This is a genomic window from Paraburkholderia sp. 31.1 (genome assembly GCF_014397645.1).
Taxonomy (GTDB): Bacteria; Pseudomonadota; Gammaproteobacteria; order Burkholderiales; family Burkholderiaceae; genus Paraburkholderia; species Paraburkholderia tuberum.
On record NZ_VZQN01000021.1, the window covers coordinates 25,306 to 41,035 of the forward strand.

Annotated in this window: 13 protein-coding genes; 1 reads left to right on the plus strand and 12 read right to left on the minus strand. The window is 62.1% G+C overall.

The window, feature by feature from the left end:
• Positions 1–161 precede the first annotated feature (161 nt).
• Positions 162–2,399, minus strand: coding sequence for a primosomal protein N' (locus tag F6X37_RS17695; RefSeq protein WP_187612221.1), 2,238 nt, complete (start codon positions 2,397–2,399; stop codon positions 162–164).
• A gap of 474 nt (positions 2,400–2,873) precedes the next feature.
• Positions 2,874–3,974, minus strand: coding sequence for a uroporphyrinogen decarboxylase (gene hemE / locus F6X37_RS17700; protein WP_184061008.1), 1,101 nt, complete (start codon positions 3,972–3,974; stop codon positions 2,874–2,876).
• A gap of 294 nt (positions 3,975–4,268) precedes the next feature.
• Between hemE and F6X37_RS17705 the strand changes: the two genes are divergently transcribed.
• Positions 4,269–5,060 (plus strand): transporter substrate-binding domain-containing protein, encoded by a 792-nt coding sequence (locus F6X37_RS17705; protein ID WP_187612222.1) that lies wholly within the window; start codon positions 4,269–4,271, stop codon positions 5,058–5,060.
• Between the two features lie 815 nt (positions 5,061–5,875).
• Here F6X37_RS17705 and F6X37_RS17710 read toward each other — a convergent pair.
• The 10 genes from F6X37_RS17710 to F6X37_RS17755 all read right to left on the minus strand — a co-directional run bounded on the left by F6X37_RS17710 (position 5,876) and on the right by F6X37_RS17755 (position 15,607).
• On the minus strand, positions 5,876–7,606 hold the full coding sequence (locus tag F6X37_RS17710) for an AMP-binding protein (protein ID WP_187612223.1): 1,731 nt from the start codon (positions 7,604–7,606) through the stop codon (positions 5,876–5,878).
• A gap of 234 nt (positions 7,607–7,840) precedes the next feature.
• Positions 7,841–8,266 carry a F0F1 ATP synthase subunit epsilon gene (locus tag F6X37_RS17715; RefSeq protein WP_090802403.1) on the minus strand — a complete coding sequence of 142 codons (426 nt, stop codon included), beginning with the start codon at positions 8,264–8,266 and terminating at the stop codon, positions 7,841–7,843.
• Between the two features lie 158 nt (positions 8,267–8,424).
• Positions 8,425–9,819 (minus strand): F0F1 ATP synthase subunit beta, encoded by a 1,395-nt coding sequence (gene atpD, locus F6X37_RS17720; protein WP_090802401.1) that lies wholly within the window; start codon positions 9,817–9,819, stop codon positions 8,425–8,427.
• 101 nt (positions 9,820–9,920) lie between these two features.
• Positions 9,921–10,805: a F0F1 ATP synthase subunit gamma gene (gene atpG / locus F6X37_RS17725; RefSeq protein WP_184036910.1), complete on the minus strand. Its 885-nt coding sequence runs from the start codon at positions 10,803–10,805 to the stop codon at positions 9,921–9,923.
• A 140-nt stretch (positions 10,806–10,945) separates the two neighbouring features.
• A complete protein-coding gene (gene atpA, locus F6X37_RS17730; RefSeq protein ID WP_187612224.1) occupies positions 10,946–12,487 on the minus strand; it encodes a F0F1 ATP synthase subunit alpha in 1,542 nt (513 codons plus the stop codon).
• A 56-nt stretch (positions 12,488–12,543) separates the two neighbouring features.
• On the minus strand, positions 12,544–13,083 hold the full coding sequence (locus F6X37_RS17735; protein WP_090802396.1) for a F0F1 ATP synthase subunit delta: 540 nt from the start codon (positions 13,081–13,083) through the stop codon (positions 12,544–12,546).
• A 2-nt stretch (positions 13,084–13,085) separates the two neighbouring features.
• The gene (locus F6X37_RS17740) at positions 13,086–13,556 is read right to left on the minus strand and encodes a F0F1 ATP synthase subunit B (RefSeq protein WP_090802394.1); all 471 of its coding nucleotides are present in this window, start codon (positions 13,554–13,556) and stop codon (positions 13,086–13,088) included.
• Between the two features lie 136 nt (positions 13,557–13,692).
• The gene (gene atpE / locus F6X37_RS17745) at positions 13,693–13,962 is read right to left on the minus strand and encodes a F0F1 ATP synthase subunit C (RefSeq protein WP_007180033.1); all 270 of its coding nucleotides are present in this window, start codon (positions 13,960–13,962) and stop codon (positions 13,693–13,695) included.
• 82 nt (positions 13,963–14,044) lie between these two features.
• Entirely contained in the window at positions 14,045–14,896 is an 852-nt protein-coding gene (gene atpB / locus F6X37_RS17750) for a F0F1 ATP synthase subunit A (protein ID WP_187612225.1), read from the minus strand.
• Between the two features lie 165 nt (positions 14,897–15,061).
• Positions 15,062–15,607 carry an ATP synthase subunit I gene (locus F6X37_RS17755; protein ID WP_090802391.1) on the minus strand — a complete coding sequence of 182 codons (546 nt, stop codon included), beginning with the start codon at positions 15,605–15,607 and terminating at the stop codon, positions 15,062–15,064.
• Positions 15,608–15,730: the final 123 nt, after the last annotated feature.

Consider the following 15,730-nt stretch of genomic DNA (forward strand, 5'->3'; position numbering starts at 1 on the left):
CCCCGCGAAAGTTGGATGGCATCGGCGCGAAGTTATTGTCGTTTAGCCCAAAAATGCGCCGATTTGGCGACTATAGGCGAGCGGGATCGCAAAGCGAAACGATCATTCGCTCTATGGATATGACTCAAAGAAGTATGGCGGGCGTCATCTGGCCCGTGGCGTCAGATGTCGAGCGGATCGACTTCGAGGTTCCAGCGCAGCACGCCCTTGAGCGCGCGCAACAGTGGCTGCCACGTGCGCAGCGTAGCCTGCAGCGCCGCGCGCGATGCGCTTTCGATCAGCAGTTGCGCGCGATGCACGTGCATCACCTTGACGATCGTGAGCGGCACTGCGTCGTAGACGGTGACGCGCTCGGCGGCAGGAATCCGCGCAAGTTCGGCGGCGGCCTGCTGCAGAAACGCGAGCGCCGCTTCGAGCGTGCGGCCTTCGGCGCGCAACAGCGCCTGGTAGACGAACGGCGGCAGGTGCGCGTCGCGTCGCTCGGCGAGCGTCGCATTGGCGAAGCCGACGTAGTCATGACGGCACAGCGCGTGATACAGCGCGTGACGCGGATAGCGCGTCTGCACCAGCACTTCGCCCGGCAGACCGGCGCGGCCCGCGCGGCCGCTCACCTGCATCAGCTGCGCGAACAGGCGCTCGCTCGCGCGGAAATCATGCGAAAACAGCGCGGTATCGGCGTTCAGCACGCCAACCAGTGACACGCGCTGGAAATCGTGTCCCTTCGCGATCATCTGCGTGCCGACCAGAATATCGACCTCACCCGCGTGCACGTCCGAGAACAACGCCTGCGCGCTGCCCTTGCGGCGCGTGCTGTCGGCGTCGATACGCAGCACACGGGCGCCCGGCACCGCGCTCGCAAGCGTTTCCTCGACGCGCTGCGTGCCGCGCCCGAGCGGTGCGATATCGACGTTGCCGCACTCCGGGCACGAACGCGGGATACGAGACTCCCAGCCGCAGTGATGGCAGCGCAGCGCGCGCTCGGGCTTGTGCAGCACGACGTAGGCGCTGCAGCGCGGACAACCGGCCACCCAGCCGCACGCGTCGCAGGCGAGTTGCGGCGCGTAGCCACGGCGGTTGAGGAACACGAGGCTCTGCTCGCCGCGTTCGAGCCGCGCCTTTATCGCGGCGATCAACGGGCCCGACAAACCTTCGATCGATGCCCGCCCGCGCCGGCGCTCGTCTTCGAGATCGATGAGACGCACGCTCGGCAGTGCGGCCTCGGCGACGGCGCGGCGCGACAGCGTGAGCCGCTCGTAGCGGCCCTGATCTGCCTGCCACCAGCTCTCGAGCGACGGCGTCGCCGAGCCAAGCACGACCGGCACGCCGAGTTGCTTCGCCCGATAGATCGCGAGATCGCGCGCCGAATAGCGCAAGCCTTCCTGCTGCTTGTAGGCCGGATCGTGCTCCTCGTCGACGACGATGATCGCCAGCCGCGGCAGCGACGCGAGCACCGCGAGCCGCGTGCCGAGCACGATGCGCGCGCGGCCGGTGTGCGCGGCGAACCAGTTGCGGGCGCGCTCGCCTTCGGCGAGGCCGCTATGCAGCGTGACGATCGCGCTGGCGTCGAGCGCGGCGAAGCGGGCGCGGAACGCCGCCTCGAACTGCGGCGTCAGGTTGATTTCCGGTACCAGCACGAGCGCTTGCGCATCGGGCTTGCCGGCCAGAATCGCGGCGAGCGCGCGCAGATACACCTCGGTCTTGCCGCTGCCCGTCACCCCGTGCAGCAGGAACGGCGCGAAGCCGTGGGCGTCGCGGATCGCTTCGACGGCACTCGCCTGTTCGTCGGTGAGGGTTGGCAGGGCAGGCGCGGGCATGTTCGGCAGCGACGCGGCGGCGGGCACCGTGCTGGCGTCGATCACATCGAGCGTGACCCAGCCTGCCGTCTGCCATGTGTCGAGTGTCGCCAGCGCCTTCGGATGCAGCGCGCGGGCGTCGGCAGCGAGGAGGAAGTCGGCTCGAGCGAGCGCTTGAGCGAGCGCTCGGAGCGCGGTCGCGCGGGCCGGCAAGGCGTCAGGCAATACCGTGCGGCCCTCGGCCGTCAACCGATAGCGCTCTTCCGGCGCGAACAGCCGCGACCAGCGCGACGCGTCGCGCAGCGCCTGCGGCAACCCCGGCAGCGCCACCTCGCCGAGACCGCGCTGATAGTAGTCAGCGGCGAATGCGGCGAGCGCGAGCCAATGTGTCGACACCGGCGGACACGCCGTGCAGACCTGATCCACATCACGCAGGCGCTCGGCCGGCACGTCGCTGTGAGCGGTCACTTCGCAAACGAGCCCCACCACGTGCCGCTTGCCAAACGGAACGCTGACGAGCGTGCCTACGACAGCCGCCGTGGAGATGTCGCAGCGGTAGTCGAACAGGGTCGGCAGCGGATGGTCGAGCGCGACGCGGACGAACATTTCGTTCACTCGGCGTGGCGCTGAGGATGAGCCGGCAGGAGGCCAACTCGCGGCGCGGGGTGGGTCGCATGGGACGCGAAGCCGTAGAAGTTAAAGTAAAACCTTAATTTCACCGCTAAGTTTTGGATTCGACTGAACAATTGCGCTCGGCTCGCGGCCCTGTGGATAACTTTGTTGAGAACTTCGCTTCGACGGGCCGCAAACGGCGCCGCGACGGCCTTGTGTGGGATTCCGCACATTTCATCACGCGCCCCGCAAACCCTTGCCCGGCAAGGCTCAGATCAAATGCGCCGAGTATGTGCAAGGGTCGGGGCACGATTAAAGTCTCTGCCGCGCCGCAGCGTGCGAAGTGTGCATAAGTCAGCTCTTGACTTTCGTAAGACCACCATCTGGCGGCGTATTCGCGGAGCTGCGGTCCTTAGGGCGAGAGCCCAATTCGCTGCGATGCAACAAGAAACGGTAATGATTACACACTCACGCGGGCGTATGTGCGCCACTACGAATAGCGCGGCTGTGACGATGCACTTCGTCGACCAGTTCAGCAACATGCTCTGGCGGCGTGAACTGTGAAATGCCGTGACCCAGATTGAAAACGTGGCCGGGATGATTGCCGAAACTGTCGAGCACCGCGCGCGCTTCCATGCGGATCGCGGCAGGCGGCGCAAACAGCACCGACGGATCGATGTTGCCCTGAAGCGCCACCTTGCCACCGACACGTTCGCGCGCCTTGCCGAGGTTCACGGTCCAGTCGAGGCCCACCGCGTCGACGCCGCTCGCGGCGATGTCGTCGAGCCACAAGCCGCCCCCCTTCGTGAACGCGATTACGGGCACTTTTTCGCCGTCGTGTTCGCGCTTCAGCTGGCTGACCACCTGCTCGATGTAGCGCAGCGAAAAGCGCTGATAGATGCCATCGGCGAGCGCTCCGCCCCATGTGTCGAAAATCATCACCGCTTGCGCGCCGGCTTCGATCTGCGCGTTCAGATATGCCGCGACCGAGCGCGCGTTGACCTCGAGAATCCGCTGCAGCAGATCGGGACGCGCGTACAGCATCGATTTGACGGTGCGAAAGTCCGCCGAGCCGCTTCCTTCCACCATGTAGCACGCGAGCGTCCACGGGCTGCCTGAGAAGCCGATCAGAGGCACGCGCTGGCGGCCTTGCGCGTCCTTCAGCGCCGAGCGGATTTCACGCACGGCGTCGGTCACGTAGCGCAGTGTCGCGTCGATGTCGGGTACCGCCAGGCGCGCGACGTCGTCTTCGGTGCGCACCGGACGGGCAAATCTCGGCCCTTCGCCGTTGACGAACTCGAGACCGAGGCCCATCGCGTCGGGCACGGTCAGGATGTCGGAGAACAGGATCGCGGCGTCGAGCGGATAGCGATCGAGGGGCTGCAAGGTGACTTCCGTCGCGAAAGCCGGGTTCTTCGCGAGACCGAGGAAACTGCCCGCGCGGCCGCGCGTGGCGTTGTATTCCGGCAGATAGCGGCCAGCCTGCCGCATCAGCCAGATCGGCGTGTAGTCGGTGGGCTGGCGCAGCAGCGCGCGCAGAAAGGTGTCGTTCAGGAGTTGATGGGCCACGTTGCGTGCGACTGAAGAGCTGAGGGCAAAGGAGCATTTTACCGGAGGCGGCTCCGGACATCGCGCGTCGCGGGGTAATGAATGTGGCGACGGCGCGTCGTGGGAAGCGGGCGGGAAGCAGCTCGGACGCACCTCGATCAGCTACCGCCCGCCACTGCCCGCACGGGTCAGGGTCGATGTCTTCCGCTGCCCGGGTCGCCCTGGCTGAACGGCCGATGTTCAAGCCCGCGCTGCCAAGCTACTATCCAACAGCTTTACCGATGAATTGCACACTACACACCACCAGGAGACTCGATGAAGAAGGCAGCACTCGCAATGCTCGGCGCGCTCGCCGGCGTCCTGATGAACGTCGGCGTAGCCAGCGCGCAAAACGCCGCGCCCGCGCCCTCCAGGCTCGACGACATCATCAGCCGCGGCACGCTGCGCGCTTGCACGACCGGCGACTACAAGCCGTATTCGTTCTACAGGGGCGATGGCCAGTTCGAGGGCATCGATATCGACATGGCTGAATCGCTCGCGAAGTCGCTCGGCGTGAAGCTCGAGTTCGTCAAGACGTCGTGGTCGAACCTGATGAACGACTTCGTCGCAAAGTGCGACATCGGCATTGGCGGTGTGTCGCCGACGCTCGAGCGCCAGAAGCATGCGTTCTTCACACAGGCTTACATGATCGACGGCAAAACGCCGATCGTCCGTTGCGACGACGTCAACAAATATCAGACGGTCGCGCAGATCGATCAACCGTCCACACGAGTGATCGTCAATCCGGGGGGCACCAACGAGAAGTTCGCGAAGCAATACTTCACACACGCAAACGTGACCGTTTATCCGGACAACGTGACGATCTTCAAGCAGATCCTCGCGGGCAAGGCGGACGTGATGGTGACGGATGCGTCGGAAACGCTGCTGCAGCAGAAACTCAATCCCGGCCTCTGCTCGGTGCATCCGGACAAGCCGTTCCAGTACGGCGAGAAGGCCTGGTTGCTACCGCGCGGGGATGTCGCGTTCCAGCAATACGTCGATCAGTGGCTGCATCTCGCTCGAGCGACCGGCGAGTATCAGGCTATCTCGGACAAGTGGTTGAAGTAAGCCGACCGTGTCCGTTGGAGGGCGTCAGCTGCTGACTGATTGCGAAGACGGCCTTCGTGCGCCTGGAGATTTGGGTGCCGGCGATGATGTAACGAAGGGCGACGTCGTCGGGTCGTATAACTGTCCGGATCAGGTCCAAGGTGCAGCGATGCGCCCCTTTCCAATACGCGGCACAAGCGGATTCGCTTTGCTGCATTGCATCACAGGTTTTTCCTCGAATTGCGATGTATTTCGGGGCAGGGTCACAGCGCTGGTTCCGCAGGAAATTCGTCGCTCGAACGCTGCAGACGCAACCATTTCACGCTGATTAGTGACCCAATTTCTGCTGCACCAGGCGTCATGAATGGCATCAATCATGCGTATTAAATTGCGGCGTAGTCATCGGTAATAACTACGTTTTAAAGGTTTCATTTTGGCAATAAATCCCGCAGCGCCTTATCTGGCGGGCGTTACAACCTGAAACACTTTGTTACCGCGTTCATAGGGTAATTCGCCCACAATGCCCTCAACGGTTTCAACACGGATGTGGCTGTGTGCGTGGTGTGAGCAGATACGATGCACTTGCCGGTCGGCGCTTGCCGAAGCCCTGTAAAGGGGCATCCCTGCTGGGGCCGTCATCGACGCAGGGGCGTCGTGATAACCGTCCCATCTTTGGTCTCCTCGCGCTAACCCCGTAGCGTGTGGTTTTTAGCGGGCTCCAGGCCCGCTTTTTTTTCGCCTGCTCAAACGTTTGCGCGCGACGAATCCTCGCCGCGCAACTCCTGTTCTACCGTACCTATTTGGCATATTTGGCTGCGCAGCGTGCTGCGGCGGCGTCATGCCGTCTTATCCTCTCTGAGTTTCAACTCGCCGATCATCCGTTCGCGCATCACGAATTTTTGCACCTTGCCGGTCACGGTCATCGGCAGTTCATCGACGAAGCGGATATATCGCGGCACCTTGTAGTGCGCAATCTGTCCCTGGCAGAACTGCTGGATTTCTTCTGCCGTCGCCTGTTCGCCGGTCCGCAGCACGATCCACGCGCATACTTCTTCGCCATACCTGGTATCGGGCACGCCGAACACCTGCACGCTCTGGATCTTCGGGTGACGGAACAGAAACTCCTCGATCTCGCGCGGATAGATGTTTTCGCCGCCGCGAATCAGCATGTCCTTCAGCCGGCCAACGATGTTGCAATAGCCTTCGGCGTCGAGCGTCGCCAGGTCGCCCGTGTGCATCCAGCCGTCGACGATACTCTCGTGCATCTTCGCGTCGTCCCCCCAGTAACCGAGCATCACCGAGTAGCCGCGCGTGCATAGCTCGCCCGTTTCGCCGACCGGCACGATATTGCCGAGCGGATCAACGATTTTCACTTCGAGATGCGGCTGGATGCGACCGACTGTCGTCGTACGCTTGTCGAGCGGATCGGTCGTCGAGCTCTGGAACGAGACTGGGCTGGTTTCCGTCATGCCGTAGGCGATCGTAATCTCGCTCAGGTGCATCTTCGAGACGACCTTCTTCATCGTCTCGATCGGACACGGCGAGCCCGCCATGATGCCGGTGCGCAGCCGCGAGAAGTCGTACGAGGCGAAGGTCGGATGGTCGAGTTCTGCGATGAACATCGTCGGGACGCCGTGCAGCGCGGTGCATTTTTCCTCCGCGGTCGCGGTGAGTGTCGCGGCCGGATCGAAGCCCTCGCCCGGAAACACCATGTTCGCCCCGACCGACACGCACGCGAGCACCGCCAGCACCATCCCGAAGCAGTGGTACAGCGGCACTGGAATGCACAGGCCGTCCTGCTCGCTGAGCCGCATCGCCATCGCGATATAGCGCGCGTTGTTCACGACGTTGCGATGCGTCAGCGTCGCGCCCTTCGGATTGCCCGTCGTGCCGCTCGTGAACTGGATGTTGATCGGCTCCCGGCACGACAGCGTCGCGCCGATCGCATCGAGCCGAGTGGCGTCGAACGACGCACGGCCACGCTCGATCACGTCGGAAAAGCTCAGCATGCCTGGGGTCTCCGTGTCGCACATGCGGATCACGTAGCGCAGTTCCGGCAGCCGCGCGGCATGCAGTTCACCCGGCGGCTGCGTCGCCAATTCGGGCGCGAGTTCCTGCAGCATCTCGAGGTACATCGACGTCTTGAAGCGCTCGGCGGTGACGATCGCCTTGCAACCGGCCTTGTTCAGCGCGTATTCGAGCTCCGCGAGCCGGTAGGCAGGATTGATGTTGACGAGGATCGCGCCGATACGCGCGGTCGCGAACTGCGTCAGCAGCCACTCGACGCGGTTCGGCGACCAGATGCCGACGCGATCGCCCTTCGCGATGCCGAGTGCAAGCAGCCCGGACGCAAGCACATCCACTTCCTGCGCGAATTCGCTCCACGTCCAGCGGATGCGCTGCTCCCGAAACACCACGGCCGGCCGGTCGGGAAAGCGCGCCGCGGTGTCGCGCAGAAGCTCGCCGACGGTCGCTTCGCTCAACGGATTTTCAGTCGACCCGCGCACATACGACAGTCCATCCGCGGGTTCGATGAGCGCACCTTCTCCCGAGCTATGCGTTGCCATGGTGTTGTCTCCGTGAGCGCAAGCGCGCTCGATTGAAATGAATTTGAAATCGATTGTGCACCGGCGCGTATCCGGCCGGCATCAAGTCTTACCCGCACCGCGTCGCATCGACCGCGGCGAGCGGTGACCGTCCGTTTCTCCAACCTCGTGGATTTTGCCGACCTTTACGTAAACGTCAACTAGCTATCAAAAAAAAGCAGCCGCGCAGGCTGCTTTCTTCCACTACGTGCTGCTTTAGTGCTGGCCGCGCAGCTTGCGCAGACGCTGGATTGCCGCGAGCTGCGCCGTCGCGTACGCGAGTTCCGCCTGTGCGGTCGCGTACTCGAGGTTCGAGCCCGTGTTCTGCAGCGCCTCTTCCGCACGCTTGCGTGCGTCTTCGGCCTTGGCTTCGTCGAGATCCTTGCCGCGGATCGCGGTGTCGGCGAGAACCGTCACTGCACCCGGTTGGACCTCGAGGATGCCGCCGGCGACGAACACAAACTCTTCTTCGCCGTTTTCAACTTCGATGCGCACCGCACCCGGACGGATCCGCGTGATGAGCGGCGTGTGGCCCGGCAGAATGCCGAGTTCACCCGCTTCGCCTGGCAGCGCGACGAACTTCGCCTGGCCCGAAAAGATTTGCTCTTCCGCGCTGACGACGTCTACTTTAATGGTTGCCATATGTGTCGACTCCTGTCGACGAGAGTTAGCGCTTGAGTGCTGACTCCCGTCCCATACAAGGCGGGTTGAGCGTAATCAGAGACGCTGGCTTTGCGCAACACTACCGTTTTGGCAGCCGTGATGCGCGAGGTCGGCGCCCGCTTCGTTACACCCGACCTTTACTGGATCTTCTTGGCTTTTTCGAAGGCTTCGTCGATCGTGCCGACCATGTAGAACGCTTGCTCCGGCAGGTGGTCGCACTCGCCTTCGACGATCATCTTGAAGCCACGGATCGTTTCCTTCAGCGGCACGTACTTGCCCGGCGAACCCGTGAACACTTCAGCGACGTGGAACGGCTGCGACAGGAAACGCTGAATCTTACGAGCGCGCGCGACGGCGAGCTTGTCTTCCGGCGCGAGTTCGTCCATGCCCAGAATCGCGATAATGTCGCGCAGTTCCTTATAGCGCTGCAGCGTTTGCTGCACGCCGCGCGTGATCGAATAGTGCTCTTCGCCGATCACGTGCGGGTCGATCTGACGCGAGGTCGAATCGAGCGGGTCCACCGCGGGGTAGATACCGAGCGAAGCGATGTCACGCGACAGCACGACGGTTGCGTCGAGGTGGCCGAAGGTCGTAGCTGGCGACGGGTCGGTCAAGTCGTCTGCAGGGACGTACACGGCCTGCACCGACGTGATCGAGCCAGTCTTGGTCGACGTAATACGCTCTTGCAACTTACCCATTTCTTCAGCCAGCGTCGGCTGATAGCCCACTGCCGACGGCATACGGCCGAGCAGTGCCGACACTTCGGTACCGGCCAGCGTGAAACGGTAGATGTTGTCGACGAAGAACAGCACGTCGAGGCCTTCGTCACGGAAGTGCTCGGCCATCGTCAGGCCGGTCAGCGCGACGCGCAGACGGTTGCCCGGCGGCTCGTTCATCTGGCCGTACACCAGCGCGACCTTGTCGAGAACGTTCGAGTCCTTCATTTCATGATAGAAGTCGTTCCCTTCGCGGGTACGCTCGCCCACACCGGCGAACACGGAGTAACCGCCGTGTTCCTTCGCGATGTTGTTGATCAGTTCCATCATGTTCACGGTCTTGCCCACGCCGGCGCCACCGAACAGACCCACCTTACCGCCCTTCGCGAACGGGCAGATCAGGTCGATAACCTTGATGCCGGTTTCGAGCAGCTCGGTCGACGGCGACAGTTGGTCGAACGCCGGAGCCTTCTGGTGGATCGCACGCGTGGTTTCGCTCGAGATCGGGCCGGCTTCGTCGATCGGACGGCCAAGCACGTCCATGATACGGCCGAGGGTCGGCTTGCCGACCGGCACGCTGATCGGGTTGCCCGTGTTCTTGACGATCGTGCCGCGGCGCAGACCATCCGAAGCACCCAGACAGATGGTACGGACCACGCCGTCGCCCAGCTGCTGCTGGACTTCGAGCGTCAGTTCCGAACCTTCCAGAATGAGCGCGTCGTAGATCTTCGGCATGGTTTCACGCGGAAATTCCACGTCGATCACCGCGCCGATGCACTGTACGATCTTGCCTTCTACCAAAGCAGTAGTACTCATCGCTTTTCCTTTAGATACTCAATTCTTCACTCGCGCAAAGGCGCAGTTTCTCCGATGGGTGCGCCGCTCGGGCGCACACGCAACGACCTGCCTGACCGGGGTCAGACGGCCGCCGCTCCACCGACGATTTCCGACAGTTCTTTCGTGATCGCGGCCTGACGGCTCTTGTTGTAGACGAGCTGCAGATCGTTGATGACCGTCTTCGCGTTGTCCGAAGCGGCTTTCATCGCGACCATGCGGGCCGACTGCTCCGATGCCATGTTTTCCGCGACGGCCTGATAGACCAGCGCTTCGACATAACGCACCAGCAGTTCGTCCACCACTGCCTGCGCATCCGGCTCGTAGATGTAGTCCCACTGCGTGCTCGGCGTCGTACCGTCTTCTTCCGTGCGCTCGAACTGGTCCGCCGACAATGGCAGCAGTTGCTCGATCACCGGCTCCTGCTTCATCGTGTTGACGAAGCGTGTGTACGCGAGGTACACCGCCGAAATCTTCCCTTCCGAGTACAGGTCGAGCTGCACCTTCACAGCGCCGATCAGTTTTTCCAGATGCGGCGTATCGCCCAGTTGCACGACGTTCGACACGACTTTCGCCTGCAGTCGGTTCAGGAAGCCCAGACCCCTGCTGCCGATCGCGGTTGCCTCGATCGTCTTGCCCTGGCCTTCCAGTTCCTTGAACTTCTGCAGCGACGCACGCAGCACGTTGGTGTTCATCCCGCCGCACAGACCTTTATCAGTCGTGACGAGGATGATGCCGGCCGCCTTCGCGCCTTCGTTCGACACCATGAACGGGTGACGATACTCCGGGTTCGCACGGCTCATGTGCGCGGCGATATCGCGGACCTTGTCGGCATACGGGCGAGCAGCGCGCATGCGCTCCTGAGCGCGGCGCATCTTCGATGCGGCCACCATCTCCATCGCTTTCGTGATCTTGCGCGTGTTTTGCACGCTCTTGATCTTGCCGCGAATTTCCTTCATTCCAGCCATTGCTTGCTCCTTTGTCGGCCCGAGTTAGCGCTTTAGCGCTAACTCGGGTCCCATGCAATGCGGCCGAAGTAGCGCGGGAGCATTCGCATGCGGCCCGCGCCGCTTCAAGGTCCGTTTATGCCTTGCGGATCACTCGCGGATCAATAAGCGCCGGACTTCTTGAAGTCTTTGACGGCCGTGTGCAGCAGGCCTTCGTCGTCCTTCGAGAGTTCCTTGGTGTCTTCGATACGCTTGACCAGCTCAGCATGGCTCGACTTCAGTTGGTCGCGCAAGCCCTTTTCGAACGGCAGGACTTGAGCAACTTCGAGGTCGTCGAGATAGCCGTTGTTCGCCGCGAACAGCGACACAGCCAGTTCCCACACTTGCAGCGGCTGATACTGCGGCTGCTTCAGCAGTTCCGTCACGCGGCGGCCGCGCTCGAGCTGCTTGCGGGTCGCTTCGTCGAGGTCCGATGCGAACTGCGCGAACGCAGCGAGTTCACGGTACTGCGCGAGGTCGGTACGGATACCGCCCGACAGCTTCTTCACGACCTTCGTCTGAGCCGCGCCACCCACACGCGACACCGACACGCCAGCGTTAATCGCCGGGCGGATACCTGCGTTGAAAAGGTCGGTTTCAAGAAAGATCTGGCCGTCGGTAATCGAGATCACGTTCGTCGGAACGAATGCGGTCACGTCGCCTGCCTGCGTTTCGATGACCGGCAGCGCCGTCAGCGAACCGCTCTTGCCCTTCACTTCGCCGTTGGTGAACTTCTCGACGTACTCTTCCGACACGCGAGCAGCACGCTCGAGCAGACGCGAGTGCAGATAGAACACGTCACCCGGATAAGCTTCACGGCCCGGCGGGCGGCGCAGCAGCAGCGAGATCTGACGGTATGCCCAAGCCTGCTTGGTCAAGTCGTCATAAACGATCAGCGCGTCCTGACCGCGGTCGCGGAAGTATTCGCCCATCGTGCAGCCGGCGTACGGTGCGAGGTACTGCATCGCAGCCGATTCCGAAGCCGAAGCGGACACGACGATCGTGTATTCCAGCGCGCCGGTTTCTTCCAGCTTGCGCACCACGTTCATGATCGACGAAGCCTTCTGGCCGATCGCAACGTAGATACAGAAGAGGTTTTTGCCCTTCTGGTTGATGATCGCGTCGACTGCGACTGCGGTCTTGCCGCACTGGCGGTCGCCGATGATCAGCTCACGCTGGCCACGGCCGATCGGCACCATCGCGTCGATCGACTTCAGACCGGTCTGGACCGGTTCCGAAACCGACTTACGCCAGATCACGCCCGGAGCAATCTTTTCGATTGCGTCGGTCTTCTTCGCGTTGATCGGGCCTTTGCCGTCGATCGGGTTGCCGAGTGTGTCGACCACGCGGCCGAGCAGTTCCGGACCCACCGGCACTTCCAGAATGCGGCCCGTCGTCTTGACGATGTCGCCTTCTGAAATGTGTTCGTATTCACCCAGAATCACGGCGCCGACCGAGTCGCGCTCGAGGTTCAGCGCGAGACCGAAGGTGTTGCCCGGGAATTCGAGCATTTCGCCCTGCATCACTTCCGACAGGCCGTGGATACGCACGATACCGTCGGTCACGGAGATCACGGTGCCCTGGTTGCGAACGTCTGCGCTCGCGTCAAGGCCCTGGATCCGGCTCTTGATCAGCTCGCTGATCTCAGAGGGATTGAGTTGCATTATTCGCTCCTGATAGTCAATTCTGTTGCGTGCCAGCCGCTAAAACGCGAAGCGCTTCAGGCCGTCAGGGCCGTTTGCATGCTGGCGAGCCGCGCGCGGACCGAGGTATCGAGCACTTCGTCGCCGACCGTCACGCGTACGCCGCCGATCAGCGAGTGATCGACTTCGACCGTCGGCTTCAGCTTGCGCTTGAACTTGCGTTCGAGGCTTGCGACGAGTTCGTTCAACTGCGCACCTTCGAGCGGGAATGCGCTGACGATCAGCACATCTGCTGCCCCTTCGCGGGCGTTCTTCAACTCTTCGAACTGCGAGGCGATTTCCGGCAGCAGCTGCAGGCGATGGTTGTCCACCAGCATCTGCACCAGATTCTTCGCTTGCGCGTTGTCCTTGAGCGGCGACTTGACCGCGGCCAGCAGCAGATCGCTTACCTGGGCACGGCTCACTTTCGGGCTCGAGGCGATCGACAGCACTTCGGGCAGACGCGCAACCTGTGCCAGCTCCTGCACGAGCGTGGACCAGGCGGCGATGTCACCAGCTTCGGCCACGCCAAACAGCGCTTCCGCGTACGGACGGGCGATGGTTGCAAGTTCGGCCATGATCAGAGCTCGGCTTTCAGTTGATTCAGCAGGTCAGCATGAGCCGCCTGGTCGACTTCGCGCTGCAGGATCTGTTCAGCGCCCTTCACAGCGAGTGCAGCAACTTCGCCACGCAGCGCTTCGCGCGCCTTCACGACTTGCTGATCCGCGTCGGCCTTCGCCTGCGCGATGATGCGGGCGGCTTCCGCCTGCGCCTGAGCCTTGATTTCGTCGGCGACTGCGACAGCGCGCTTTTCAGCGTCGGCAATGCGTTGCTGGCCGTCGTTGCGAGCCTGAGCCAGTTCCTGGTCGACGCGCTTGTGAGCGGCTTCGAGTTCCTGCTTGCCCTTTTCCGCGGCGGACAGACCGTCGGCGATCTTCCTCGCGCGCTCGTCGATGGCGTTGATCAGCGGCGGCCACACGAATTTCATCGTGAACCACGCGAGGATCAGGAACACGACCATTTGCGCAAACAGGGTTGCGTTGAGATTCACGGTGTTTCCTTAAACGTTGCTAGTTCGGAAAGTGAAACGGCAAGGCGCTCATCGATTCTGCTCGATCAGCGCCCCAGTACCCGTTCCGCCCTGCGCCTTTACCTGTTATAGCTCAGGCGCAAACCTCCGAGGAACCTCAGCCTGCCAGCTTCGAGAGCAGCGGGTTCGCGAACGCAAACAGCATTGCCACACCAACGCCAATCAGGAACGCCGCATCGATCAGACCAGCCAGCAGGAACATCTTGGTTTGCAGCGGGTTCATCAGTTCCGGTTGACGGGCGCATGCTTCGATGTACTTGCCGCCCATCAGACCGATACCGATACAGGCGCCGATAGCACCCAGGCCGATGATGATGCCGATACCGATGGCGGTCAGACCCTGGATGTTGGCGATGAAAGCTTGCATGATCACTCCTTTGTGAAAAGTCTTTTAGAACTGGTTGGAACTGGGATTTGAAAAACTACGATTCTTTTACCGACGGCGCAGGTTAGTGCGTGTCGTGTGCCTGACCGATGTACACCAGCGTCAGCATCATGAAAATGAACGCCTGCAGCAGAACGATCAGGATGTGGAAGATTGACCACACTGTGCCGGCGACCACGTGGCCGATGAAGCCAAGCACCGTCGTGTCCGCGCCGAAGCTCCAGAGGCTGCCGAGCAGGGCAATCAGCAGGAACAACAGTTCGCCCGCGTACATGTTGCCGAACAACCGCATGCCGAGCGAGACCGTCTTCGCGACGAACTCGATGATGTTCAGTGCGAGGTTCGGGATCCACAGCAGCGGATGCGCACCGAACGGAGCGGACAGCAGTTCATGCAAGAAGCCGCCAGCGCCCTTGATCTTGAAGTTGTAGTAAATCATCAGCACGAACACGCCGAGCGCGATACCGATCGTGCCGTTCAGGTCGGCGGTCGGCACGATGCGGTGGTGCGGGATGGCTTCGGACAGACCCAGCCAGCCGATCACACGGCCCGGCAGGTCGACGGGAATGAAGTCGAGTGAGTTCATTAGCGCGACCCAGACGAACACGGTCAGCGCGAGCGGCGCGATGAAGGTGCGCGAGCCGTGGATCATGGCCTTCGATTGATCCTCGACCATTTCGACAAGCATTTCGATCGCGCATTGGAAGCGACCCGGCACGCCGGCCGTTGCCTTGCGGGCTGCCAGATGCAGCACGAAGATCGTGACGAGGCCGCACACGATCGACCAGAAAAGGGTGTCGAGATTCCACACATGGATGTCGAAAATCGACGTCTGGTGTGCGGTGGAAAAGTTCTGCAAGTGGTGCGCGATGTACTCGGACGGATCCATTGCGCGCGTGCCTTCGCTAGCTGCCATATCGTTAAAGCCACCCAAATTGTCGAAAATCGTTCGAGGCCGCTCCCGCCGGAACACTGTGTTGCGGGAACGCGCCGGGTGCGGGCCCTGTCTCACCCGCACACCCGTGCCGGCGCTGCGCGCCGGCCTTAAATTCTTTTTGCTGCTGTTTTTTGTGCTGCTACCTTAGCGCCACGCCAAGGCGATCCAGTAAGTCTTCAGCGCGATGAGGTAGGTCACGAGCAGCGGAATCCAGCGTACGTCGTGATACCAGAAGGCGATTGCGACAAACATCGCAATCGTTGTCCCCATCTTGAGTGCTTCGCCGATCATCCAGCTCATCACGGTCTCGGCGCCGCCCTGCTTTTTCAGTCGTGCCGCGAACAACGCGCCCGGCACCCAGCAGATCGCCCCCCCGAGGAACGCGGACAGCGCAGCAGCGCCCGGCGGCTTGTAGAACAGCCACCACAACAGCGTTGCGACCAGGGACAAAACCATTTGCGCTGCGACGACCCTGAACGGCGTTACGCGCGATGGACGACCCACGCCGGGACCAAACAGCTTTTCCGCCTCGGCCCGCGTGAGCGGAACGATATTGTTATCTTCCTGCGCGTCATCCCACGCTTCGGCCGGATCGAACTGCCGACTGGAGGACATCTCGGGTGCGGAGCGTTCAGCGCGGTGTCTGTCGTCACCATTCTCCGGCGACAGATTCGACGTTTTGACCGCCATCGCAATGTTCCGAAAGTCTCGTTCAGCCCGCGAGTTTACGCAGCGCTTACGGGGTTGCCGTGCAATTAAATCCGGGCGATTGTAAGCGATAGTTGCAGGCAATTCAAGACTTTAGGCCAGCCT